This is a genomic window from Tunturiibacter gelidiferens, from assembly GCF_051013345.1.
GTDB classification, from domain to species: domain Bacteria; phylum Acidobacteriota; class Terriglobia; order Terriglobales; family Acidobacteriaceae; genus Edaphobacter; species Edaphobacter gelidiferens_A.
Genome location: NZ_CP132939.1, coordinates 2,606,608 through 2,631,164, shown reverse-complemented (window position 1 = coordinate 2,631,164; position 24,557 = coordinate 2,606,608). Strand labels below are relative to the sequence as shown.

24 protein-coding genes and 1 pseudogene are annotated in these 24,557 nt (G+C 54.6%); 15 read left to right on the top strand and 10 right to left on the bottom strand.

The features are described 5' to 3' along the window. Window positions 1-13: 13 nt before the first annotated feature. Both RBB80_RS12970 and RBB80_RS12965 read right to left on the bottom strand, forming a co-directional pair. Window positions 14-898 (bottom strand): carbohydrate porin, encoded by an 885-nt coding sequence (locus RBB80_RS12970; protein ID WP_433968599.1) that lies wholly within the window; start codon window positions 896-898, stop codon window positions 14-16. A 35-nt stretch (window positions 899-933) separates the two neighbouring features. Further along, complete coding sequence (locus tag RBB80_RS12965; protein ID WP_433968598.1) at window positions 934-1,407, bottom strand: hypothetical protein; 474 nt, start codon at window positions 1,405-1,407, stop codon at window positions 934-936. Window positions 1,408-1,562: 155 nt separating this feature from the next. On the opposite strand from RBB80_RS12965, the pseudogene RBB80_RS12960 reads away from it, so the two are divergent. The 5 genes and pseudogenes from RBB80_RS12960 to RBB80_RS12940 all read left to right on the top strand — a co-directional run. Beyond that, window positions 1,563-1,757, top strand: a pseudogene (locus tag RBB80_RS12960) (sigma 54-interacting transcriptional regulator); the annotation flags it as partial. 49 nt (window positions 1,758-1,806) lie between these two features. Further along, window positions 1,807-2,277: a helix-turn-helix domain-containing protein gene (locus tag RBB80_RS12955; RefSeq protein ID WP_433968597.1), complete on the top strand. Its 471-nt coding sequence runs from the start codon at window positions 1,807-1,809 to the stop codon at window positions 2,275-2,277. 183 nt (window positions 2,278-2,460) lie between these two features. Next, window positions 2,461-2,772 (top strand): hypothetical protein, encoded by a 312-nt coding sequence (locus tag RBB80_RS12950; protein WP_433968595.1) that lies wholly within the window; start codon window positions 2,461-2,463, stop codon window positions 2,770-2,772. Next, a complete protein-coding gene (locus tag RBB80_RS12945) occupies window positions 2,765-3,073 on the top strand; it encodes a hypothetical protein (protein ID WP_433968594.1) in 309 nt (102 codons plus the stop codon). The genes RBB80_RS12950 and RBB80_RS12945 overlap by 8 nt, the downstream gene beginning before the upstream one ends. An 89-nt stretch (window positions 3,074-3,162) precedes the next feature. Continuing rightward, window positions 3,163-3,927, top strand: a complete 765-nt coding sequence (locus RBB80_RS12940) for a hypothetical protein (RefSeq protein ID WP_433968592.1) — start codon at window positions 3,163-3,165, stop codon at window positions 3,925-3,927. 369 nt (window positions 3,928-4,296) lie between these two features. Here RBB80_RS12940 and RBB80_RS12935 read toward each other — a convergent pair whose 3' ends face one another. After that, window positions 4,297-4,917 (bottom strand): TetR/AcrR family transcriptional regulator, encoded by a 621-nt coding sequence (locus tag RBB80_RS12935; protein ID WP_433968591.1) that lies wholly within the window; start codon window positions 4,915-4,917, stop codon window positions 4,297-4,299. Between the two features lie 206 nt (window positions 4,918-5,123). Between RBB80_RS12935 and RBB80_RS12930 the strand changes: the two genes are divergently transcribed. From RBB80_RS12930 to RBB80_RS12910, 5 genes are all read left to right on the top strand, one after another. Further along, the gene (locus tag RBB80_RS12930) at window positions 5,124-5,654 is read left to right on the top strand and encodes a cupin domain-containing protein (RefSeq protein ID WP_433968590.1); all 531 of its coding nucleotides are present in this window, start codon (window positions 5,124-5,126) and stop codon (window positions 5,652-5,654) included. A gap of 91 nt (window positions 5,655-5,745) precedes the next feature. Then, on the top strand, window positions 5,746-6,633 hold the full coding sequence (locus RBB80_RS12925) for an aldo/keto reductase (protein ID WP_433968588.1): 888 nt from the start codon (window positions 5,746-5,748) through the stop codon (window positions 6,631-6,633). Between the two features lie 66 nt (window positions 6,634-6,699). Then, window positions 6,700-8,085 (top strand): PQQ-dependent sugar dehydrogenase, encoded by a 1,386-nt coding sequence (locus RBB80_RS12920; protein ID WP_433969654.1) that lies wholly within the window; start codon window positions 6,700-6,702, stop codon window positions 8,083-8,085. A 53-nt stretch (window positions 8,086-8,138) separates the two neighbouring features. Continuing rightward, window positions 8,139-8,600 (top strand): cupin domain-containing protein, encoded by a 462-nt coding sequence (locus tag RBB80_RS12915; protein WP_433968586.1) that lies wholly within the window; start codon window positions 8,139-8,141, stop codon window positions 8,598-8,600. A gap of 427 nt (window positions 8,601-9,027) precedes the next feature. Further along, window positions 9,028-9,783 carry a hypothetical protein gene (locus RBB80_RS12910; RefSeq protein ID WP_433968584.1) on the top strand — a complete coding sequence of 252 codons (756 nt, stop codon included), beginning with the start codon at window positions 9,028-9,030 and terminating at the stop codon, window positions 9,781-9,783. Window positions 9,784-10,390: 607 nt separating this feature from the next. Here the strand turns inward: RBB80_RS12910 and RBB80_RS12905 are convergent. After that, window positions 10,391-10,558, bottom strand: a complete 168-nt coding sequence (locus RBB80_RS12905) for a hypothetical protein (protein WP_433968583.1) — start codon at window positions 10,556-10,558, stop codon at window positions 10,391-10,393. A 244-nt stretch (window positions 10,559-10,802) separates the two neighbouring features. Between RBB80_RS12905 and RBB80_RS12900 the strand changes: the two genes are divergently transcribed. Both RBB80_RS12900 and RBB80_RS12895 read left to right on the top strand, forming a co-directional pair. Further along, the gene (locus tag RBB80_RS12900; RefSeq protein ID WP_433968581.1) at window positions 10,803-11,303 is read left to right on the top strand and encodes a mechanosensitive ion channel family protein; all 501 of its coding nucleotides are present in this window, start codon (window positions 10,803-10,805) and stop codon (window positions 11,301-11,303) included. Between the two features lie 72 nt (window positions 11,304-11,375). Next, window positions 11,376-11,660 (top strand): hypothetical protein, encoded by a 285-nt coding sequence (locus RBB80_RS12895; protein WP_433968580.1) that lies wholly within the window; start codon window positions 11,376-11,378, stop codon window positions 11,658-11,660. Window positions 11,661-11,827: 167 nt separating this feature from the next. Here the strand turns inward: RBB80_RS12895 and RBB80_RS12890 are convergent, their stop codons facing one another. Beyond that, window positions 11,828-12,766 (bottom strand): carbonic anhydrase, encoded by a 939-nt coding sequence (locus tag RBB80_RS12890; RefSeq protein ID WP_433968579.1) that lies wholly within the window; start codon window positions 12,764-12,766, stop codon window positions 11,828-11,830. Window positions 12,767-13,389: 623 nt separating this feature from the next. Here RBB80_RS12890 and RBB80_RS12885 point away from each other — a divergent pair. From RBB80_RS12885 to RBB80_RS12875, 3 genes are read left to right on the top strand one after another with little or no spacing between them, the layout of a single operon-like run. Beyond that, window positions 13,390-14,016: an RNA polymerase sigma factor gene (locus tag RBB80_RS12885; RefSeq protein ID WP_433968577.1), complete on the top strand. Its 627-nt coding sequence runs from the start codon at window positions 13,390-13,392 to the stop codon at window positions 14,014-14,016. Window positions 14,017-14,023: 7 nt separating this feature from the next. Then, window positions 14,024-15,091 (top strand): hypothetical protein, encoded by a 1,068-nt coding sequence (locus tag RBB80_RS12880; RefSeq protein WP_433968575.1) that lies wholly within the window; start codon window positions 14,024-14,026, stop codon window positions 15,089-15,091. Next, window positions 15,037-15,258: a hypothetical protein gene (locus tag RBB80_RS12875; protein ID WP_433968574.1), complete on the top strand. Its 222-nt coding sequence runs from the start codon at window positions 15,037-15,039 to the stop codon at window positions 15,256-15,258. Before RBB80_RS12880 ends, RBB80_RS12875 begins: the two co-directional genes overlap by 55 nt. Before the next feature lie 1,422 nt (window positions 15,259-16,680). Here the strand turns inward: RBB80_RS12875 and RBB80_RS12870 are convergent. From RBB80_RS12870 to RBB80_RS12850, 5 genes are all read right to left on the bottom strand, one after another. Next, window positions 16,681-18,768 carry a TonB-dependent receptor domain-containing protein gene (locus RBB80_RS12870; protein WP_433968572.1) on the bottom strand — a complete coding sequence of 696 codons (2,088 nt, stop codon included), beginning with the start codon at window positions 18,766-18,768 and terminating at the stop codon, window positions 16,681-16,683. A 506-nt stretch (window positions 18,769-19,274) separates the two neighbouring features. Then, entirely contained in the window at window positions 19,275-20,477 is a 1,203-nt protein-coding gene (locus tag RBB80_RS12865) for a S53 family peptidase (protein WP_433968570.1), read from the bottom strand. Window positions 20,478-20,575: 98 nt separating this feature from the next. Continuing rightward, the gene (locus RBB80_RS12860) at window positions 20,576-21,334 is read right to left on the bottom strand and encodes a protease pro-enzyme activation domain-containing protein (protein WP_433968568.1); all 759 of its coding nucleotides are present in this window, start codon (window positions 21,332-21,334) and stop codon (window positions 20,576-20,578) included. 264 nt (window positions 21,335-21,598) lie between these two features. Further along, window positions 21,599-22,243: a response regulator gene (locus tag RBB80_RS12855; protein ID WP_433968567.1), complete on the bottom strand. Its 645-nt coding sequence runs from the start codon at window positions 22,241-22,243 to the stop codon at window positions 21,599-21,601. After that, window positions 22,218-24,557 (bottom strand): sensor histidine kinase, encoded by a 2,340-nt coding sequence (locus RBB80_RS12850; RefSeq protein WP_433968565.1) that lies wholly within the window; start codon window positions 24,555-24,557, stop codon window positions 22,218-22,220. Before RBB80_RS12850 ends, RBB80_RS12855 begins: the two co-directional genes overlap by 26 nt.

Below are 24,557 nucleotides of genomic sequence, written 5' to 3'. Positions count from 1 at the left end.
GAACGATTCTTCCTCACCATGTCAAAGTCGTACGAAGAAGAAATACGTCCGCGTGGTGTTCATTGTTCGCTACCCCAGCGGCCATAGGGTTCCAAATGTGTTGATAACTTGGAATCAGCCTGATCGCCGGAGTGATCGCGAAATCGTAGAAGACCTCGAGCCCGTTCTCGTTTTTCACATTGGCTGCGGCTCCGGTGAGCCGCTGGAAGTCATTTTTCAAAGGCTGACTGATTCCATTGTGATAGGTTCCCAATCCAAAACTGTCATTGGGCCTGTGATCAGAGAGGCCATTGGAAAACAACGCTACGCTCGCATCACGCGTGATAGTGTTGGTCTCCTCGGGAGCATATCCGATGCGACCGAACAGACCGATTCCTCTGAGCGGCTGGCCGCTTCCGAGTTTCTTGGCGGCCGCTTCAGGCCGATCTTTCACAAAGAGATACTGCGAAAAGTTTCCGACCGTAACCCAACTCGTACCCTTATAGTTGATGGGCAAAGCCTGGGTCGAAGGAGTCCCCAACAGAACCCCGACAGCCTGCGGAACCTCCGACGGCGACAACTGCCCAAATGGTGACGTCAAATCGATTTTCGGCTTGTTGGTCCAGTTATATTGCGCCCAGGATTGGCCGGGCAGGTTGCCGATTTTATATGAAAAGATTGCGATGCCGTAAGCGTTGACCCGATCGAACGCCTTCGTTGCAAAATTATTTGCCTCGGTATTGGGATCGTACACGCCGCCAACAACGGTTACCCGTTGTGAAAGCGTCCAGATGCCAATCGCTGCCAGCGCATTGGTGTTATAAAAATTTAGGGCCATCGGATTCTTGTTGAAGTTCAGGTTCGCGAAGTAGTACTTGTAGCTGTCGCCGAAAAAGGTTTGATCGGCGTGGGTGAGCACGTTGGCCTTGCCTAAGATGACGGAGAATTTGGGCGTCAGCGCCTGAAGTAGGAAATATTCCGGGGAAGGACATCGTGGACGAAGAAGGGACCGGGAAAGGCCAGCCCGGTGTACTGAGGCACAGTGGAACCCACGGTAAAAGTATTTTGCGGCGAAGAGCTTCCATATCTGGATTCCAAGGTGATGTGGACTACGCCGCCCGGCCAGAGTCCGGCGCGCCCGGTATCCAGATTCATCGAAAGCTGGGTGTTTTGTATGGACGTGTTGCCGGTTTTGAGACCACCTGACGCTACGTCTTGATAAGCACTCGTGGAGTAAAGATCAAAGAAAAATCCATGACGAGCTAGATCTGTTCGCAGCCCGCCCCAATCACCACTCAATTGAGTGCGATAGCGAAAATCTCCCGCGTCCGTTCCTGGCAGCCCGAACACGGGTCCATTGTTGAGGAATGGCAGGAAGACGGGTGCCAGATTAGCCAGAGAAGCCTTTTTGTTGGAGCTGGACCCCAAGAGTCAGCTGCATTCGCGCGTGAAGGCGTAGTTTTCTCTTTGACCGGATCGTTGTCATGAGTTGGGTCGGCGATCACGTTCTGAGCCGCATCCACATCTGGCGTCATTGGCGCGCCGAACCCATTGTGTCGTGAGGATACGACACGGGAGCGACACAACGGCGGATTGGCCGTTTCGAACTTGCAGACGGGGGAACGATTTTTCTAGACGAAGTCGGAGAACTCTTGCCCGACACTCAAGTAGCGTTGCTGAGAGTGCTACAGGAACGGGAATTTGAGCGCCTCGGCGGAAATCAGTCCATCCAGGTTAACGTTCGGGTCGTCACTGCCACCAATCGAAATCTCGAAGCAGCCGTATCCAAATGGATCCTTCCGCCAAGACCTCTTTTACAGGCTAAACGTGTTTCCCATCGAGGTACCGCCCCTTCGCGAGCGGAAGGACGACATCTTGATGCTGGTCGAGTATTTTGTGCAGCGATATGCTTCCCGTGCAGGCAAGAATATCCGTTCCATCGACAAAAAGACTGTAGATCTGCTGCAGTACTACGAATGGCCAGGCAACATCCGCGAGTTACAGAACGTCATTGAGCGCTCCGTTATTCTATGTTCCAGTGAAGTCTTTTCCGTCGATGAGTCGTGGCTCTCCAAAGGATCTTCTGGGGCAGCATCTCGGGTTCAAACTCCCGCACCTCTCAAGGTAGAAGCTGAACCCCGCAGCGAGCGGGAGATCATCGAGGCGGCGCTGGCCGAATCTAGAGGGCGGGTTTCCGGACCGTCAGGGGCGGCAGCCAGACTTGGAATTCCACCATCTACCCTCGACCACCGCATCAAAGCCCTAGAGATCGACAAAACCAGGTTCAAGTTTCGCTGAAGCCCGCGCGGCAATCACCAGAACCACCATATTCACCGGAATCACCCAATTCCCGACAAATCCCTTTTCATTTCGACACCATGTGATGGTGCTGCTCGTGTCTTTTCCTAACTTTACGCATTGGCAGAAGACTTGCAATCACTCAAGCAGTAGTGAGCAGAAGGATAGGAGCGTAAGCCAACAATGACCTGCAGAATCGACCGCCGACTTACCGGGCAGGACCGCGCGATGTTGTACATCAGTGGACGAATTACGGAGGAGTGTACGGATACGCTGCGGGCCTTGCTGGAACAGGAAAAGGGCGTAGTGACCATCGATCTCAAAGACGTTCTCATCGTGGACCGGGAAGCCATAAAACTGCTGGGAGTGAGCGAGTCAAACGGAGTCGAACTTAAAAATTGTCCAGCCTATATCCGTGAATGGGTCACAAGAGAGACGGCAGATAGGAATACGTCCGAACGAAGAAAAGGAACGGAGGACAGCGAAGATGTTTGATGCATTTGATGCAAATGACCAGCAGAGCCGTGATTCGGAGGAAGTGAAAGCGGTATTCAGACCTCCGGTTGGCTACTCAGGAGTCCGAAACCGCCTGGCTGATTCGGATGTGATAGAAAAACGTCTCTTTGCGAGCGAACCCGAGAGCAATGAGACGATCTCCGAAGACGCGATTCGTGATGAGCTCTCTCGAATTCTGGAGAGTTCCATATTTGTTCAATCCGACCGACTAGGCCGATTTCTTCGGTTTACTGTGGAGAAAACGCTGGCAGGCGATGGGGAGATGCTAAGGAATATCTGATCGGCACGGAGGTGTACGACCGCCCTAGTTCCTATCGTCCCAATGAGGACTCGATTGTGCGCGGTGAAGCTCGCAGGCTGCGAAGTAAATTGAAGGAATACTACGAATCCGTTGGCAAGAACAACCCACTTTCTATCTACTGTCGGCCTGGCAGCTATGTGCCTATGTTCCGAAATCAACGTGGACGTGTGAACTTTACTGCCACAGAAGCCGCTCCTCGTGACTCTCTAACTGGTGGAGACGTCATCCGGATAGCGGTTCTGCCTTTCTTAGACGCTTCCGGCACCGCCTCGTCTGGTATTTGTGCTCAATTGATCACCGATGACTTGATTCACGAACTGGTGCGGACAGATGGGATTCGCGTGACCGCCGCAAGTTCAGTAGCGCCGCTGGTCGCGAAAGCTATGGGCATTCGTTCTCTGGCCCGAAAGCTGGACGTTCAGATCGTACTCGAAGGTACGGTGCGCCACGATAACAACCTATTGCGCATTACCTCCAGGGTCGTTGATCCTGCAGATGGATTTCAGATCTGGTCTGAAAGGATCCAAACGGAGCCAGATCTGCAAGATCTTTTCAAAGTCTCTGAGCGAATTGCATCGTCGCTCGTAAGCCGGATCCGCCCGACCAATGGCTTCAACGAGCGACAGCACAGTCTGCATCATGTTCGGCTGATTCTGAACTCGCCGGCCGAATCCGGCCTTCTGACACACACCTGTGATCGTATTCAACAATCTGAATATCAAGCTAAAGGGCCAAATCCAGATAGGAGGGTTTCGTTCGTGAAGACCGGTCCCGGAGGTGCCTGGACGACGGGTAAACCCGGAAAGTTCGGCGAACTGCAGCAAACCGGTTGAAATTGATTGGTGAGATGCGCTCTAGTCTACTCACACGCACGCTTTCTGTGGCGAGGATGCTGATGGGTTGAACCCGGCCGTCTCGAATCCTTACGCTACTTGCGCTCATCGAAACACTATTGCAATTGTGGAGACTACGACATGGCCGCTTTTTGTGCATGCTGTGGAGCAGAGATTACCCCGAAACCCCAGGCGTGTCCTGCATGTGGCGCCCCTCGCCACGGAATGTCGCCGCCGCCTGATCTACTGCGTACGTCAGATGCTGAGGCCGATCCTCAAAAGACGTCGAAGCGTTTGGAAGCTAACTAAGCCGCTATCAAAGTAAGCGGCAGTAAAACCTCTATGGCATGTGCGAGATATAACTGCTTTTTAAGGCACATTGGTACAAACGTTCCCGAGAATGAGGTCGACGGCGGCGCAAGCCAATCGCTCGAATTCTGCATCAGTTTTATGCTTACCGACTCCTGCTAACAGACGGTAAAGGATGTCTCCTGTCAATGAGTCGTGAAGCATCACCGCAATCCGTTCAATCGGAACAGTTGTTTTTCGCAACTCTTCCCGATGACTTTCTAATACAGATCGTATGAAGGATGCCGTTCTGGCAGGGCCGTGCGTATACCACGCCTCGCCTACTTCGGGACAATTCGCCGCCTCACCGATGGCCAGGCGATGAAGATCCACGGACCGTTGTGCGCTGATGAGCTTCAGAATGTAAAACGAGAGTTTCTTCAGGCTCTCTTCAAGGTTCAATCCTGTGTAATCGATCTTCGCGAGCGGCTCATTCGACTCGCGGCAGAGATTCTCGATACTGCTGATGAACAGCCCACACTTCCCGCCGAATTCGCTGTAGACGGTGCTCTTCGAACCACCGGCGAACTCAACGATCTTGTCGATGGTGACACCTTCATAGCCGCGCTTCAGAAATAGGTCCGCCGCGACTCTCTGAAGTTTGACATTTCGAGCTTCTCCGCGCGAAATCTTGTTAGGCATCCATCTCTCCTTTACTGAATGCAAAAAAATCACTGCGATCCCCAACTTCACTTCTCTTGTAATAACAGCATTTTATGTGCTTCTTTTTCATCGGGATCCCTGGATCGCTGATGCGTCGAATTCGCCGGCGCGTGCATCTTATATGTAATGTACAGTACAGTACATTTTTTGGGCAAAGACAATCGTGAACCACTTGGAGGTTATACATGGGAAGCAAACCTGATAACTCGCTCTTTCACCCGATAGCTGACCTGATTGCAATTCAACAGGGAGTCACCATTCGGTCGATGTCCCAACCGGGATCAAATTCAACGATCAGCGTTGTGCATCCCACTGAACTAAGCAGCGAGACCCAGCAGACACCGGGATCGCTGAGGATGTCCGCCATTGCAACGATGCATGGCATCGTCTCCTCGCTATGGGCAGGCATATTTTTGGTCGAGCCTTCAGCTAAGACCGGCATTCACCACCACGGCGAACAGGACACCGTCGTTTACGTCCTGGAAGGAGAGGCGTGTGTGCGGTGGGGCGATTTCGGAGGACATTCCGCCACTGTTAGGGCGGGAGATTTTCTGCATGTTCCGAGCTGGTTGCCGCATCAGGAAATAAACCTGTCGGAGGAAAATCCATTCCGATGGGTGGTCGTGCGAAGTACGCCAGAGCCGATCGTTGTCAATCTGCCCGACGATTTCTGGACCCCGACCATCTCAAAACCGATAGAGAGGAAACACAGATGAACATGAGAAGAGATATCTTGAGCATCACTGTCGAAAAATCGGCCATTCTCAACACGCATTCCAAATTCTCAACACGAAAAGGAGCAGTCTAATGAATAAGGAACAGATTCTTTCAGCTGTAGCTGCCGGCACGTTCACTATCGGTGGCGATATCACGGTCAACCGGATGGGCTATGGCGCAATGCGCATCACTGGGGCAGGAGTGTGGGGGCCTCCCGCAGACAAGACCGCTGCCCTATCGACTTTGCGGCGTGCGATTGAACTCGGTGTGAACTTGATCGATACAGCCGACTCCTACGGTCCTGGCACTTCCGAAGAATTAATCGCAGCGGCCCTTTATCCATATCCAGCAGGATTGGTAATCGCGACAAAAGGTGGATGGGAGCGGCCCGGACCAGGCCAATGGACGCATAATGCCAGCCCGAAACACCTCATCGAAGCACTCGAGGGAAGTCTAAAGCGCCTGCATGTTAACCGCATAGACGTCTACCAACTGCACGCGCCCGATAATGCCGTGTCCTTCGAGGCTTCGATAGAAGCACTGGCCAGACTGCGCGAGCAAGGTAAGATTCGCCATGTCGCGCTCTCGAATGTGACTCGCGAACACGTAGAGAGAGCCCGCGTGATCGTGCCGATTGTCTCTGTACAGAACCGCTATAGCTTCGCTGATCGGGAGTCTGACTTTATCGTCGACTATTGCGAGCAGAACAACATCGCATTCCTTCCGTGGGCTCCCCTTGGTCAAGCGAAGGAGGCACACGACGCCATCAAGAAAGTCGCAAACGATCTTGAGGCGACTCCTTTGCAGGTCGCCTTGGCCTGGCTACTCAAACGTTCCAAAGTGATCCTGCCTATTCCCGGAACGTCTTCGGTCAGGCACCTGGAGGAGAATATCGTTGCTGCGGGTCTTGAACTCCCTCAGGCCGCGTACGACAAGTTGTCTGCGGTAAGCCATCCTCCCGCAAGTCTGCGTGGTTGAGGCGTTGCCAAGCTAAGCCTTTGCACAATCGACTGTCGCCAAAATATAGATCTGGAGATAAGAATGATGAGACGTTCACGCTTCGCAAAGTTCCACGTATTAGCCCCTCTCACCTTCACCACCCTTCTTCCGTCTGCTCTCCACGCCCAGCAGACGATCACCGGCCAGGCTGCCTTCGCGGACTACACGCAGCAGAAACCGGGCGTCCGGCGAAAAATTACCGTAGCAGACCTACCAGAACCAAAGCCGTCCGAGTCTGTAGACAACGGTCCCTCTCTCGTTCCAAGGCCTGAGGCCGCGTGGCCCATTGCCCCAACCGGTTTTACGGTCCAGCTGTATGCGGGCGGTGACGCAGCCACGCCCATGCAGCGATCCGAAAACAAGAAGGAGACGCACGCGCCTACCTCTGGCACCTTCGTAATGCCCCGCATCATCCATGCTGCACCCAATGGCGATCTCTTCGTAGCGGACTCGCAGGCCGGCTCCATACTAGTACTGCGCGGCGTTACCGATGCCGGGAAGGCAGCTACCATCAGCACCTACGCCACAGGTCTCGATCATCCCTTTGGCATTGCGTTTTATCCTTCTGGTGCGAATCCTCAATGGATCTATGTCGGAAATGCCACGACCGTCGTCAGGTTCGTCTACAAGTCTGGAGATCTTAAGGCTACCCGCACGCCTGAAACAATCGTGCCCGATCTTCCTGGCTATGCCCAACTGCGTGGCGGTGGTCACTGGACACGCGATGTTATCTTCTCTGCCGACGGCAAGCGCATGCTTGTCTCAGTTGGAAGTGGATCGAATGCCGACGACCCTGACACGCATCCCAGCGAATTCCATCGGGCGGATGTACTCGAATACACTCCTGATGGCAAATTTGTTGAAGTGTACGCTTACGGCATTCGTAACTGCGTCGGCGAAGCGATCAACTCTATTACCGGTCAGCTCTGGTGCTCCACGAACGAGCGTGACGCCCTCGGAAACAACCTCGTTCCAGACTATGTGACCTCCGTGAAAGAAGGCGGCTTCTATGGTTGGCCATGGTTCTACATGGGGCCCCATCAGGACCCGCGCCTGATGGGCACCCATCCTGAGCTCAAGTCCAAGGTGATTACACCCGATGTTCTGGTTCAACCCCACATGGCCTCCCTCGGAATGACCTTCTACCCCACTAGCAAATCCACCTATCCCTCCGAGTACGACGGTGACGGATTCGCAGCCGAACACGGGTCCTGGAACCGCGCGAATCGCGGAGGCTACGAAGTCATCCGCATTCCCATGAAGAACGGCAGAGCCACCGGCGAGTACGAGGATTTTCTTACCGGGTTTGTTACCGCGGATGGACAGGTCTGGGGCCGACCGGTAGGAGTAGCCGTGGGCCATGATGGCGCTCTCTACGTGACAGATGACGGCTCTCGCAGCGTTTGGCGCGTATCTTACACCGGCAAATAGCCGGGCCACGCTGAGTTTCGAACGGACCGTCAACCCAAATGGGGACAACCAACATGATTTCCAAATATCACAGCATTGGAATTGCCGCTATCGTCACCGGAGCATCTCTGACGGCCGTACTCGCTCAAACTCGCGCGAGTAGCGTTGCAAGCGGTCAACGCGAAATCCTGCTGCAAACAACCCAATCGTGGAACGGCAAGCCCTACACACACTACCCAACGGGTCAGCCACAACTCACGACGATTAAGCTGACCATCGCACCACACACCGTCCTGCCATGGCACACGCATCCATTCCCAAATGTCGTCTACGTGCTTTCAGGCACGCTTACGCTGCATGACAAGGCCAGCGGCAAGACACAGGTTGTTCATCAGGGACAAGCGGTAGGGGAGTCAGTGGACGATGTGCATCGAGGCGAGTCTGGTGATGAGCCCACCGTGCTGCTCATCACCTATGCCGGCACCCCAGGTGTTCCGACTTCTGTTCCTGCAGCAGGCGAGAAAGCGGAGTACTGAATCATCTCTGCTCAACCAAACTGTTAATGAAAGACAGTGGAGGCGCTTGCGCCATCAAATGGAAAGCAAGAGTCAGCAACAGGATCGTATCGCGCCGCTTCTTTCTCGCAGCCGGTTCAGCAGCGTTGAGTAGGGTTTCACCTGCAGGGAACATGGAGGGGGAGATGACACAGACGAAGACAGAACCTTAGGGACGTATTCTCAATGGGAGAGTGGCTGTAGGTACTCGAGCGGCACGCGGAATTGGACGGAGCGCAAGAAAACTCAGTCGCCAACATCTCCTCGGTGTGTTCTTGCCAGCCCCTCCTTTAGTTCGATTCGCTTGGAGTGCCCTCCCCTTATCTCGGCTTTAAGCGCCCACCCATGATCGGTGAGGACACTCCTAATCACATTTATTTCTCATAACCAATTGCTAGCACTTTTGCCAGTGTCGCAATTCAGCCCAAAACTGCACAATAATAGTCACTTCGTTCTTCTAGGCAAACCTCGTGTTGAACGTACGATACCGTCACTCTTCTTGCCGTCAGCTCAGGCAATACCGAAAGGGTTAGATATGAAAACGAACCTCAAGATGCAACCCGCTACCGCTAGGAAATTCGGCTCTGGCGGTCTTGTGCTCGCGCTGCTTCTCGCCGCCGTGCCCGTTTCTGCGGACGACAGGAAATCAGAGACGATCGACGCTCAGGCGATGGGAACCAGCACCCAGATGGGCCGAAATGTCGCCGTCAAGGTGATCATCCAACAATTTTCCACACAAGAGGACCGGCAGGTCCTCGTCGATGCCTTCAAGAAGGGCCAAAGCCAGGGTTTGGTGAAAGCACTCACCAACATGAAACCTGTTGGCCGGATCGCCATCACAGGCACAGTAGGCTTCGACCTCAGTTACATTGCCCTGATTCCCTCGCCCACGGGTCGCAAGATTCGGTTTGCGACGAATCGACCGATCAGATTCGCCGAAGCCTATAACGGCGGCCCAAGCACTGCCTACGATTTGACCGCGGGCGAATTTGACCTGAATGATTCAGACAAGAACAAGAGTGCCGGTGTTCTCTATCCTGCTGCTCAGCTGATCATCAACAAACAAGGTCAACTTCAGTTCGAGCTTCGCAAGAATCCTTGGAAGCTTGTCAATATCATCGACTGGAACGGTGCTGGTTCCAAGAATGAAACCCCGCCTAAGTAGGTGCATCCTGTCGCATCCAGAGGGTTCGACCTTAACCATCGCTCTGCAACTAACCAATGACCACATCGATTCTTGGCCCAATTATTCTCTACTGTTTGAGACCCATAGCTGCTAGCGCCTGATTGGCGAAGATTGGAGAGGCGTCCTGAAAAGCCAACCCCGTCGAAGTCGCCACGAAGTCTGTCAATTCTTGTTCTTCATCCTCGTCTTGTGCTCCGCCAGCAGCAGCACTCAGGCGAAGGCTTGGCAGCAGCCGCACTCAGCAGACGCGGCGGATAGTCAAAGCGCGGTGCCTGAGGTCCCTCCTGCCACAACACCTCCCGTCTCCGCCATCCCATCTCCCGCAACAGCCACCGCTCCTGCACCTCCGCCCGTGCCTGTCGACCCGCTAGGCCGCACCACACCTCACGGATGTGTCCTTGGATTCCTACGCGCGGCCGAAGCGAATGACTACGAAAAGGCCGCGAATTATCTCGACGGAAAGCGATCAGGCAAACAAGCCCAGGAACTGGCCCAACAGCTGAAGTATCTACTTGATCAAGGACTATCCACCAGCATCGACGATCTCTCGCGCTCGCCCAACGGTAACGTCGAAGACCAGCAGCGCTTATCGCGGGAAAATGTCGGGACCGTAAGCACTCCCGCTGGCGATCTCAAGGTGATGCTCGATGAGGTTGAGCGCCCCGGCCAGCCAGCCGTTTGGCTCTTCTCCCAGGAGACGCTCCAACTCGTTCCGGCCGCATACGCCGGCTTGCACCCCACCGATTACGAGCACTTTTTCCCAGCCTGGATGGCGCGCGTTCGTTTCCTCTCAGTACCTCTATGGCGATGGGTAAGCATTCTCTTCTTCGTTGCGCTCGCGTTTGTCGCCGCATCCCTCCTCAGCAAGGCCATGATCTGGTTGGTCAAAGGAATTCTGCGAAAGAGAGTGTCATTCCGAGTTGAGGACTCCATTCTCGCGCTGAAGACGCCTATCTTTTGTCTGACGCTGGCAATCCTGAGCCGCGCGGCCGGGGGACATGCCATTACTGCGCTCGGTCGAAACTACTGGAGGATCGCTGGGCTCGTTCTTGGATGGGTCAGGTGTTGCATGGCTTTTGGTGCGTATCTCCGACATCTTCGTCAATTTTGGGTGCGATCGATACTTCCAGCGATCGCAGGTCGAGCGGGCTACCTTCGTCGGCCTCCTCGGTCGGCTCTTCAAGATCTTCGTTGGCCTTGTTCTCATCGTCGCGCTGTTGAGTCGCGCCGGCGTGAATGTCTCAGCCCTCATCGCCGGCCTCGGAATAGGCGGTATTGCACTTGCTCTCGCCGCGCAAAAGACTCTCGCCGACCTCTTCGGCGGTCTCTCCATCATCATGCGCGGCGCCGTGCGCGTCGGCGACTTTTGCCAGATCGACGGCATTACCGGAACCGTGGAAGACATCGGGGTCAGCGCTCTGAGCCTTCGCACCCTGGACCGCTCGATCGTATCCATCCCGAACTCAAAGGTCGCTGAAGTCGGCCTGCAAAACTTCTAGCTCCGCGATCAGTTCTGGCTCCGCCAAATATTTACCCTGCAGTTCGACACTCGTCACGACGTAGTTGAGATCGTGCTGGACGAGATCACCGAGATCTTGTGGGGGCATCCTGATATCGACAAAAGCTCGGCGAGAGCGCGGCTCATCAACCTGACCCCCTCTGGTCCACAGATCGAGGTCTCTGCCTACTACCGCAAGCGAGGCGCCGACTGGACGGCCTTTCTCGCTCAGCAGGAGAGCCTGGTTCTCAAGATGATGGGCGCAATCGAAGCAGCCGGAGCCAGCCTCGCCTCTCCCGTCGGCGCACTCCGTATGGAAATATCAAACACTCCTAACCCCTCCTCCACCCCTCGCTGATCTCTGGAGCGACCGAAGGATCGGTCCTTTTGACTGAGTTGCGGTTCGCGACAACGGCTACACCGTGACAGATACTATGGCGAGATTTATCTGTGCAATGCGGTGTACCCCCTGAGCCCCTCTGCTACCGCTTCGACACTTATCTCTGCTGGCCGCTACCAGGCGATTTACTTGCTTTCCAGCACCACTCTGTCATAGAGCGCCTGAGTCGGTCGTGCGTCGTGCCGGTACAGTTTCCCGAACTTCTCAATTTCTGCCGCTGTAACCGTGACCGGATGCTTCAACACAAACCAGGCCACGTTCTCGCTACAGGGCGGTGTAGTCAGCGACCCCGAAAACGTGTAATAACCTCGGTTCGCGGGCAACAGGGCAGTCAGATCAATCGGAACGTTGTCCAGAACCTCTTCCTTTTCTCTTTCCTTCGGCAGGTCGTTCCACAATTCGTGAACCAGCGAATTGTCCACGCCTTTCTTCAGCAAGATCGCCACAACCGCCACGTGGCCCGTCAGGTCGACGTGCACTAAGTGCACTGCCATCTCAAAATGCTTTCCATGGATCGTTTCTTCGCTGGGACGGTGGAAATGAAACTGTACCAGTTGGTATTGTTTGCCGCCTGTACGGAGAAAGCTGCCGGGCGCGTAATTGATCATGATGGTGTGGCCGTTGTCGATGATATCTAAACGGGAGGGCTTGTAATCGAATTGCAAGGCCGGCAGATCTGCCTTCTGGGTATTGCTGATGTCGACCGGGGACTGATGATGTCCATTCTTGCAAGTGGCGAATTCCGGTTTCAAGTCGCCCCAATGGCTGGGTCCTTCGGCCCCGTCGTAACCCCAGTCGTGTCCGAGAGGTGTGCCGGTGAGGTTCTTGTTCCGTTGAAGCGAGTTGTTGTCCACAGCGATCTGGTCAGGAAGAGCACCTTGTCCCGAATATCCTGTCGATCCCGTTGCTGTCGGCTGCTGATCTCCAGCTTCAGATGGCATACCACTAGTGATCAGCAAAAAAGATAAGGTAATTGACAAAAGCCGCTTTACAAAAGCCCTGTCACGTTTTTCTCTCCATCCGGGAAAAGGCCTCGGGTCTCGCTCTTCGCCTTGATTTGCCATGGATGATCCTCGTTTGGCGGCTGAGGCAAATGGCATAAACTGCCTCGAAAATTATGCCCCGGTCTATCTGCTCTGAGACTAGAGGACAAGAATTGATTGAGGAAGTAGCAAAATTCGTAGAGTTAGAGAACTACGGCAGAGAGGCTGTGATATCCAGATGGGTCTTGTTGAATTTGGTACTGACAAAACCGACAGGTGTGTTTTGGGTGCGCTGATCAACGGTGTATTCCTTATAGCCGAATTTTGCCACCGAGGCCTCCAAGCACATACAGGCTCGCCCGGTTACTATTTTTTAGGTAGCGTCCAACTCCTGCGCCGAGGGTCGTTTGCAGATTGATCTCCTGCACAGAACTTTGCAGGAACGCGGGATGGCTGATCAGGCATTACGTATTGAAAAGCATCAGGTACACTAGGTGGCTCATGGACCTTGAGCGGAGGGTGAAAGATGAGCGTCAGGGACTGTGCTGGTTTCAAATCGTTGTCAATTCATGGGTGAAGAAACGTCTCCACTAAGCATGTGCTGTCGTTCTCCGGTCTGTGCTCCCCTGTTCCAGAAACCGGCCCGGAATTCCAGGGTAGGTGTAATTTTGCAGTACTCCCCGGTTCTTCCAGGAGGTTCATAGGTGAAGGCGGAAGACCATACGAGGCTTGGCACAACCCACTTGAATCTCCCTGAGCTGAAACTGTTAACTGACCAACAGTTAATGGTCCAGCTAAAGAACGGCCTCAACGACGCTCTTGCCGTATTGTTTGAGCGGTACCATCGTCTTGTCTTCAGTATCGCGCTCAAAATCGTTCGAGACCGAGGTGAGGCCGAGGACGTAACGCAAAATGTGTTCCTCGAGATCTACCGCTCGGTGGCACAATTCGACCCTGCCAAAGGCAGTCTTAAAGTGTGGCTTCTGCAATATGCTTATCATCGCGCCCTCAATCGCAAGCAGTACCTGAATGCAAGAAGCTTTTACAGTCAAGAGAGCATAGAAGATCTCACGCCCATCTGTCGCGAAGGAATTTTTACATCAGGGAAATACGCACCGGGAGAAATGCAACGACTGCTGCAACAGGCTTTCGGCTCACTGGGGAAATCTCAAAAACGGGTACTTGAGCTCGCAAAGTACGAAGGACTTTCCATGAAGGAGATTGCGGACAAAACTGGAGACTCTTTATCAAACGTCCGGCATCATTACTACCGGGGCCTTCAAAATTTGCGTTCGTTTATCACCCAGCCACTTGGAAAGGACAGGTGCTAAAGCAGCCATGAGTGACCATTCACACTATGAAGAGTTGGTTGCCCTGGCGGCGGGCGGCCACCTCAGTGACGAGGAACTGAGTGATCTCCAGAGGCACGTAGAGACCTGCGCGCAATGCAAAGAGGCAGCGGCGGAATTCCGTGAAATTATCCAAATTGGCATGCTGCCGGTGGAGAGCCCGTTCCGCCGGAGCATCAACATGATCACGAACCGGCCCGGCCCTGGAGCAATAGAACGGTTTATCAGAAGGGCGTCATTGGAAGGTATAGCGTTTTCGCCAGAAGTCAAAAGACCGTCCCACTCCCAATGGCCACGTTTCAGTCTCGCCGCGGCGAGCGCCTGTGGGCTTGCCGTTATCGTCACCGCAGTCCTTTACCTTTCTCATCACCTTGGACCACCTTTTCGACAGCTTGACCAGGATCCGATGCAAGCCCGCCAACAGCTCGACCATCTAACCCTGCAGAACTCTACCCTCGAAGCGACGATCTCCCGCCTGGAACAAACAAATGCCGAATACCAGCGCGAAACCGAGGGGCTGCGCAGTCACATGGCCGTACTAACCTCTGCAGCAAGCCGCCATGACAACGACCAGAGGCGAGCAGACACAGCGCAATCACTGTCCCAAAGCACTCAGTTGCTCGAGGAAGCCGAGGCCGAAGGGAAGACACAGGAAAAATTGCTGGCCGATGCCAGAACAGAATTAGCAGGATTGAAAAAGGCCCGCGCTTCTGACCAAGCATCGATCGTGGCGGACCAAATTCGCATCAACGAACTGTCTGAACAATTGAAAACTGCCAGGGCGAATATAAATATGGAGAAGCAGCTCGCCACTGCAGGTGGAGACGTTCGCGACTTGATGGGTGCCCGTCAGTTGCATGTCATAGACGTTCGGGATACAGATCCCAATGGAAAACCTGGCAAGGCCTTCGGCCGTATCTTTCTGACAGAAGGCAAGTCGCTTGTTTTTTACGCTTTTGACCTAAACAACGGCACTAAAGACGAGGGAAGAAGACGTACGAGGTGTGGGCACAGCAGGAAGGCAACGCCGGTTCTTTGCGTAGTCTCGGGTTTTTGAAGGCAGACAATAGGATGCAAGGGCGTTGGGAGCTGAAGTCTGCCGATCACGCAGCCCTTAAGCAGATTAACTCACTATTTGTCACTGTCGAACCGCAGGGCGGGGCGAAGACTCCCAGTGGTCGACGGCTCCTGTTTGCCTATCTCGGAGAAGCCAATCACCCTTAGGCGTGGTCTTGCTTGAGTATTTTATTTGTGGGGAGATTTCTGTGTTTTACGGGGGTTTTAGACGAAAACGGCGTGCAGAACGTGGTTTTTCGATGGTTAACTTGTGGTGGAATGCTGGTGAAAGCTGGTGTGTTGACTGTCACTTTTCAGGGGGCGAAAATACGCCACGGATTCTGGATTTATTTTTGCGCGATTTCCGTTTTGGGAATGGATAGGCGCCCGTTGGCCGGGCGGTACGAGCGGTTTGTGTTCCAAGCGTTCCTGCCCCACCGGCAAAGCTGGCGGGACCCCATTCCGCAAAGGCGCGAAGGATAGGGACCCCGGCTGTTTCGGGTTGGTTGGAAGATGGAAGGTGCAGGGACCGGGCTTAGAACTGCAGTTTGAGTGTGAACTGTGCGGAGCGCGGACCACCCAATGTGTACAGTGCACTCTGTCCTCCCAAGGCTGCGCCGTTGCCCAGCCGAATGTTCGTCGTGGAGCCCGGACCTATTTTGCCAAAGGATGGATCAAAGACATAGCCTGGTTCGCTTGCCCCCGGGGCTCCGAACATCGGGTGGTTGAAGACATTGAAGTACTCTGCGCGCACATTGAGGGTGATGCGTTCGGTCAGGTTGAACCGCCGCCGCAGAGCGAGGTCGGTCTGATCTATCGAGTAGGGACTGCGCAGCCCGTTTCTGGGGAAGTCTCCAATCTGCCCAGCGGGGGGCTTGGTAAAGGCGGCCGGATTCAACGCTGTGCCGCTTGGCTGGCTCGGATCAGCTATCCAAAAGGGTTGGCCCGGAACGATCTGAGCCTGGGTTCTATAAGAACCGAATACGGGCGAGACCGCGCGCATGATGATGTTAATCGGCGGTGCCGAACTGACTCGTACCAGGCCGTCGATTGCCCAATCCCTGAATATCGCATTACCTATACGGCCCCATGCAGGCGCCGGCAGATGGTAGGAGACTGCTCCTGCAAGAGAATTCGTTATATCGAAATCGGATGGCGTTAATGGCGGTAGCACGATCTGACTCACACTCGCCGCCGCTCCTAAAGGGGCGGAATCATCGGAACCCAGATCGCTTGATTTTGCAAAGTTATATGAGACCAGCGCCTGCAAGCCATGGGACATCCGCCGCTGAAACTGAAGCTGTAAAGCGTTGTAGTGGGAGTATCCCGCGTTTCTTGTGGTGAGGACCGCTCCCCCGACGCCAAGGTCCACCAGCAAAGGTGGAAGGATCTTGTCTCCTCGCAGTAAGCGGCTGGCGTTGGCTCCTACATATGTGGCTGTGAATGTCTGATTTGCTCCCAGCTCCCGCTGAATCGCTGCGTTCCACTGGAGGGTATACGGAAGGCGCAGGTTCGGATCAACGGCGCCGATATAAAGTGAATTCGTATCGATTGTGGTGGAGAATGGCGGGGGCGCAAAAACCGAACTAGTCAGGTCGAGAGGTACGGGTGTAGAAAAGGTGGCGAAGTTGCTCCGGATGTATGGGAAGTAAAGAAAAGCGCTCCCAAAGTCGCCGTATCCCAGATCGTAGTAGACGCCAAACGCTGCCCGCACCACTGTTTTGGGCGTGATCTGGTACGCCGCGGCGATGCGGGGGCGAAGTTGTCGAATCTAGTGTGCCAGGCGCTTCCTGGTACCACCGCAAGCGGGTTCGAATCGAAGATTCCAGGTGTCCTGTAAAGAGGTTGACTTGAGTTCGTCGAGGCGGGCGGAGTGTTGATCTCCCACCGCAACCCATAATTGACGGTCAGGCGACTGGTGGTCTTCCAACTGTCCTGTGCAAACAACGAGTAATTATTCACGCTCACGGAAACGGGGTCGCCCGCCTCTAATAGAGCGCTGTCTACGGTACCTGCCACCAACTGCTCGAAACTGGACGGGAAAAGACCATATCCCGTTGGTTCCGAAACCTTAGGGTTGAGACGCCGATAGTCGATACCGAACTTGAATTGATGAGTCCTGAAGGTCCAGGACAGGGTATCCACGAAATTGAGTTGCTGCTCAATATTGTTGTATAGCTTGCCCTGCCTGACCAGCATGTTTCCCGCAAAGGCGACCAGCCCCTGCGCTGTGTCAGAGCTATAGGGGGAGGATGATGGGAAGATCACTGAGGAATCGGGCACCACGGCGCCGTGAAAGTCGGTAAGGGAGTTGGAATAGGAGGCGGTACTGCGGCTCCAGTTCGCGCGGAAGTCGTTCAGCATTGAGGGACGGAGCGTGATGGTGGCACCCGTGGTGAGGGTATCCAAATCGACGGTGCTAGCCCCCAACTGCTGCCACTGCCGAGTCACGTCATGCGATGGTGCGTGGTTATAACGCGCAAACAGGACGACTCCAGGAGCCGGGCTGGAATCGATGCGGATACTGGTTGCGTCGAGCGAGGAAGGATCCGAGTAGGCGTCGGTCAGATTGGCCTCGCACGGATTTGTGATGTTGTCGCAGAAGGGGTCGATAAGGGGTGCGCTGGGATCCGGGAGCGGAAGCGCATTCACCAAAGGCTGATAGGCCGGTGCAACTGCACCGCGTGCAGACGCGGTATAGAACGCATCCGAGGCGGTCTGAGGCAGGCGCAACCGCAGCCCTTCGTACGAGAAGAAGAAGAACGTCTTGTCTTTTACGATGGGTCCGCCAAAGGTCCCGCCAAAGTCATTCTGGCGCAGCGGGGGCTTGGGCAATGGCGGTGCGTCAAAGTAGTTGCGGGCATCGAAGACATCGTTGCGCAAGTAATCGAATGCTGTACCGTGAAATTGGTTGGTGCCGGATTTTGTGACGATCGAAACCTGCCCCCCAGGAGTACGTCCAAATTCGGCCTCATACGAGGAGGTCTGGATGCGGAACTCCTGCATGTCGTCGACGGAGACGAAACCGTTGGTGCCGCCTTGCGAAGTGAATGCCGGTATCGCACCGCCCAGTGCCTGACCGGGGGAACCGATCTGTACACCAAAGTTCGTGCCCACACCATCGACCAGGAAATAGTTGGCGTCGGTACGTTGCCCATTGACACTGAACTGGCCGGGGCCCAGGTCTGAGGAGGTGAACACTATACCGGGCGCCACCGATATCAGGGACTGAAAGCTGCGCCCATTGAGGGGCATGTTGTCCACAAACCGCTGGTTCACAACTGTACTGACAGCGGCCGACTGGGTCTGGAGCCCGGAAACGTTGCTCTGAACAGTAATGCTCTCTGTCCTGAGTCCGATTGCGAGTGTGAAGTTTTCGTTGACGGCGTCCTGCGCATATAGCTGAAAGCTGGGCTGAACGACGGTGCGGAAGCCTTCCTTTTCGATGGTCAGCTGGTAGATGGCCGGATGCAGGGCGGGGATGACGTAGATCCCGTCCTCGTTGGTCGTGGTGGAGGTCGAGACGTTGGTCTCGATGTTGGTAATTTTGCATTCGACTCCGACGATCGCGGCATCGCTCTGGTCCGTGACTCTGCCGGAGATGCGGGCGTCTCCTGTTTGTGCGGAGGCCGACATAGCGGTCACAACGAGAAATAGGAAGAGCCCGGGATATCTCATGGAACTTCTCCCTGATGCTCGCGCACACCAACGACTCTGCTCTTGCTAAGTACCGGGAAGAATAGCCTGTGCGTGGGTGAGATTCAAGCTGGAGAGGCCGAAAGACGGACGGGCTATCCAGAGACGCCATTTCGCTGCGGTTCGCCAAGGCGCCAGATATCGTGTTTAAGAATAGGAAGCTCCAAAGGTCGGTTCACCTCATCCACCTCGCTATCGAGTCGATAACCCATGCACAGGCGGTCAGGTGATCGCATTGGACCGAAACGGAGTAATGAAATAAGCCCGCGGCGCAGATCCCGTGCTCGGCAAGTAGGTGTAAAAATCCCGGTAAAAAGTGTCACACACAACAGTGTTTGAAGACATAAAAGCACAGATATTTCGCGCGAACGGATAGTGTGATTGTCACACACAATGGCAAACAGCCCTTCATCTCCGTAGCGAACTTACGAATAAGGGCGGCCCGGAAAAGCACTCCGGGCCGCCCCTTTTCATTTCCTGCGACGGCGTTACTTCTCGGCGGCCACCGCATTGATGAAGGTAAGCCCGTATGGAGTGCCATATCCCGTCACATTGTCCCATCCGGGTGTGACCGTAAGAGAGGTATCGATACCGAAGCCAAGGACAGCCCAGGTGTCGCCCCCCACAAAAGGCCAAATCGCGCTAGTGAATCCAGTGCTGGTCTCCAGAGATCCGCTAAAGAGATTGGCTGCTGAGTAGTAGGTAGAACCATTCTGATCAAACACGACCCCGGCAGGATTGGTCGCAGTGTTTGGTGTTGTTGGTAGAACATCCAGGATGTCGCCCTTCGGCAGCGCTGCAATCGCTGGTGCTGCCTGCCCGAGGGGTTTGCCGGCTTTCTGATTCGCTATCGCCCAGAAGGCAGAAAAAATTGGGCTCGCTAGACTCGTGCCACCGTAGCCAAACTGCAGAAACGCTGCGCCGAACTGGTTTGACAGAACGATAGGCACTCCGGTGTAAGGATCAGCGAGGGCAGAGACATCAGGAGTTTGCCGGCCCGTCCCCGGAAGAGTTTTCTGCCATGAGGGCTTGGGGAAAAAGATGCTTTCGCCGCCCCCGGCACCAGCTACAAAGAAGCTGTTCCCGGCCGGTGGATCCTGCACAACTCCACCCCGCATGAGGTAGTTGCCGACGGTGCCCCAGCCGGTCGTGATTGTTCCTGTTGAGCTGCCAACCTGGTTAAGAATACTGGTTCCACCGACCGCGGTTGCATGAGGTGAAACGGAGGGTACGCCCGCGGCACCAACCGGTGTGCCCAATCCTTCATCTCCACTATCGCCTGTCGAGAAGTTGACTGAGATACCCTTGGCCGTTGCAACTGCGAGAGTCTGGTCCCACGATTTTTGTTCGAGAGAGCCGGCAATGAGGTCCGTGTCAATCTCGTAGCTATTTGAAACAGAGTTGCCGAGTTTGTGCGAGACGGCGTACCGAATGGCATCCTGGAAGTCTTCGCTGTCCTGACCTGTTGTGACGACAACTACAATTTTGGCGCCGGGAGCCATCGCATGTGCCCATTCGACATCGAGTGCAATCTCCGTGTTCCAGCCGGTTAGGACACCCGCATTAGGATCGGCCGGTTGACCTTCCGGATAAACGATTTTGAAGTTCGACGAGGTAAGCGTGGGCAGGCCCATGATATTGCTGAAGATGTTGGCATCTTTCTCGATCGTGGAGTCCCCATAGGCTTCCACAAGAACGATTGTTTGACCGGTCCCGTCGAGCCCTTTCTGATATGCAGCGGTCAGTCCATACGCGGCCTGCAGGCTTGCGGCGTTGTAGTCGCATGAAATTAGAAAAGCTGATTTCCCTGCATGTAGACGTTTCCGAAATAAACACCGTTAGTTGCAGGTGTGCCAGACTGAAAGTCATAGGCTTGCGGAGCGGATAAACACTGATCGGTCATCAGGCCTCTCAGGTTCTTTGAGAGAGCTGAGGCTGTAGAGCTGGTTACCTCCGTTGAGGGATAGAACTGTTTCGTTTTTGGATCAATGGCGCGCGAAACAAGCGGATGTGCCTGATGACTTTCCAGACCCGCAACGGTGGAGACGTACTGTCCAGCCTCGCCGCTCAGTTGCGCATTCTGAACATTTGCACGGAATACCTTTCCGTTATGCCGATATTGGTTAATCTGGGTATTGAATGCTTGAGCAACATTTGAGGCAGCGCCGCGCACACGAATGGTGAAGCCGTTTGTGTCCGTAGACAGAATCGTCAGTCCCTGCTTTTCCAACTCCTTACGAACAATTGCGATCTGCGCATCAGTTGGCCCGTAGGTCTTCAGATCGGCGTCGGTCATCCATTTGTGGAACGTCGGGGAGGTGGGGTCGTACAACGCCTCGACAGCCTTGTCGAATTCAGTCTGCTTGGGGAGTTTAAGGTGCACCGTGAGGTTCATTTCCGTAGAAGGATTCACAGGGCCCAGGTCAGTCGAATAACGAATGCCGGTTGACACGTTATTTTCTGCCACTTGGGCGTAGGCGGATGAAATTGTTGCGAGCGAAACCAGAGCACCGGTCGCCGCGCTCTTAACGAATCTTTGAAATCTCATGCATCCTCCATAACAAATTGACTGAATTAAAGATGGGACAACGGCAATGAGACGACTCGGGATAAAACTCTTATCCTCGAGAGCTCATTCTTCTCAGCGATAACAGAATCAGGGACTCGGAATTTGTGGACGGGGCAAGAGAGGCAAGAGGGGCAAGCAAGAGCAAACGCCGATGATTAAGTTGGCGAAAGCTTAACACTCTCGAGCGAGGCGACAATAGACCGCAGAAGGATAGTTTTCAAACTACCCGAACGGGTATGTGGATTAGGCGTCGAGGAGGCCGCGCTGAATGGCAATCACCACGGCCTGGGTGCGGTCGTTGGCTTGAAGCTTCAAGAGGATCTTCTTCACATGCATCTTGACTGTGTTTTCAGTCACGAATATGAGATCGGCGATTTCCTTGTTACTCTTACCCTTTGAAATAAGACCGAGGACTTCAATCTCGCGCTCGCTGAGTTTTTGCGATCCGATGTATTGCGTAAGCTTCTCTGCAGTCTCAGGCGACAGGCAGCTGCCACCTGCGACGACGCGACGCACCTGGTTCCCCAAGGTGGTGCCGTCGATGCCCTTCAGCAGGTATCCGCGCACGCCCAGGCTGATCGCGTTATAGATCGAAGCATCTCCTTGCGCCGAACTCAGAATGATGATGCGTGCCAGCGGGTCGGTACCAAGCACTATGCGCACAACGTCGAATCCACTCTGGTCCGGCAAGCGCAGATCGAGCAACATTACATCCGGACGGCAATCCGAATACATCTCGACTGCTTGCTTTCCAGTGGCGGCAAGGCCGACGATCTTCATATTTTGCCGCTCCAGCACGCCCGCAAGTCCCTCCCGCACCATGGGATGATCGTCCACAATGAGCACGCGGATTGGAGCGTCCTCAGCTTGCTGCTGTGTTATTGCCAACTCTGATTTTCCGTTTGCCATTGCGCCGCCAGAAAGAATTGTAAGTCTTTACGCGCAGTATAACGTTGGTTCCTTGTCCTGGCTCACTCTCTGTCAGAAGCGTCGCACCGATCCTCTGTGCATGCGCCTGCATTCCACGCAGCCCAAAGTGACCTGGGCGGCCATGCTGCAGCAGCTCTTTTGTCATGCCCTTTCCATCATCGGAAATTTCGACTTCCAGCATATCAGGCAAAAAATGAACCTCTACTGACACATATGCGGCATTCGCGTGACGAAATGAGTTCGCGAGTGCCTCGCGGCAGATACGGTACACTTCGTCGCGAACCAGTGGATGTACCTCGCGTGGTTCGCCGGTGCAAAGCAGGTCGAATATCGGCAACGGGCCTGATCGAAACTCTGCTTCCGAGTGTTGAAGCACTTCCACGAGGCTGTATTGCGCAACCGCGGTCGAGTGGAGGTTCGACACCATGTTCCGGCTGCGAACGATCGTCTCGCGCATGCGTTCTGCCAGTGCCGCCAACATCCCCCGCGATGCCTCAGGACGATCGGTGACTTCAAATCCAATGAGTTCAATTTGTAAGGTAGCGCCAATCAGATCTTGGATTACTGTGTCATGAATCTGATGCGCAATTCGTTCGCGTTCTGCAGCCCGCTCCTGAAAACGGAGACTCAGTCGTTCTCCTCTTCGGCGAGTAAATCGCCGGGTGATTTCTACGACAACTCCTATAACAACCAAGGTTGCCAATAGCAGGAACAATCTCGTCTGCCAGAAGAACGGCTGCAGTTGTATCTGCGCCTGGGCCGGGATCCTACTTGAACCGCCCTCACGATTGAAGGCGACAACTTCGAATCTGTAACTGCCTGGAGGGAGTCCAGTGTACGAGACTTCGCGTGAAGTGCCTGCATCGACCCAATCGTGATCCCATCCCATAAGGCGATAGTGAAACCGTGTCTGCTCGGGGGCGACCGTGGCAGGAGATGTATACGCGAAGGTAATGCGATGCCTGCCAGGAACTATCGTGAGATCGCCAGCTAAGTGATGCAGATCGTCAACGACGATACTGTCCACAACGGCCTGTGCCGGTCTTACATCCGGCAGGTGCGGGTCAATAACGGCTGGCCCTTTGATAGTTGCAAACCAGAGACGCCCATCATGCGCCCGTATGGCAGTAATTTGATTCAAAGGAAGAATATAGCGGCTTCTCAGGCCATCCGCCTCAGTAAAGATCTCTGGATCAACTCGAGAGATGCGGCCGTCAGCGTAAGCCGTCCACATCTCTCGGGTGATGCGGGCAATCGCGCTCGCAGTGACAATCCAAACGTTATTCTGGTCATCGCTCAATATGTCGAGCACCAAGTTGCCGGGCAGCCCTTCATTCTGTGTCAGCATGCGCCCCGCACCATTCGTTCCGTTTCGGAGCAATACGCCATTGCGGGTGCCGACAGCTATTCCGCCTTTAGGCCACGCGACACAATGTACCGCCTCGTGAGTTGAAAGTGCTCGCTCGAACCGTTGGCCATTCCAGCGTTGCAATCCTGTTGCGTCTCCGGCCCACAGAGTCCCTTCGCGATCCACCGTCAAAGACGACAGTGGTGTCCCGCTGAGCCCATCCTTACTCCCGAACTCGGTAAGTTTGCCATTCTTTAATCGAAAGAGACCTCGATTGTCGATGCGAAACCATACACTTCCATCGCCGGAGATAACCGGTGTGCTCACATATCCGTGCGGAATCAATGGCATCTTCGTAAATCTGCCAGCACGCTGTTCAAAGATCCCGTAATCTGAAATTGCGATCGCCGGTATGCTTCCGTTCTCGATGAACCCGCGCACCTGTCCTGGTAACAACCCCTGCGCCTTGTCGAATCGTTGCCAGTGTCCTGCTTTCCAGCGCATGACCCCGCCTTCCAAAGTCCCGGCCCAGATGGAGCCGTCCTTCTGCTCGAAGATCGACTCCGTCTGACTGCGGTTCCCGGACAGCTTATCTAACGTGGAATAGCTCGTGAATATGCCCTGATGCAGACGCTCAAGACCCGCAATGGTCCCCAGCCAGAAATCGCCGTTGCTATCTTCGAGAATCGTGCGAACGTCGTTGCTTGCGAGGCCATCCGCTTCCGTCAATGTCTCCAGCTCATCTCCTGACCTGCGACTCAAGCCGTGCAGTCCTCCACTCGCCATCCAGAGACGATGATGGCTGTCGATCGTCATACTGACAAAGTTTCCCAGGCCAGGGTCTTTGACCTTTGTAAAACCGCTGCCCTCGAAGTGAAAGAGATGATGGCCATCTCCGGCCCACACCCCCAAAGCGGTCTGCAT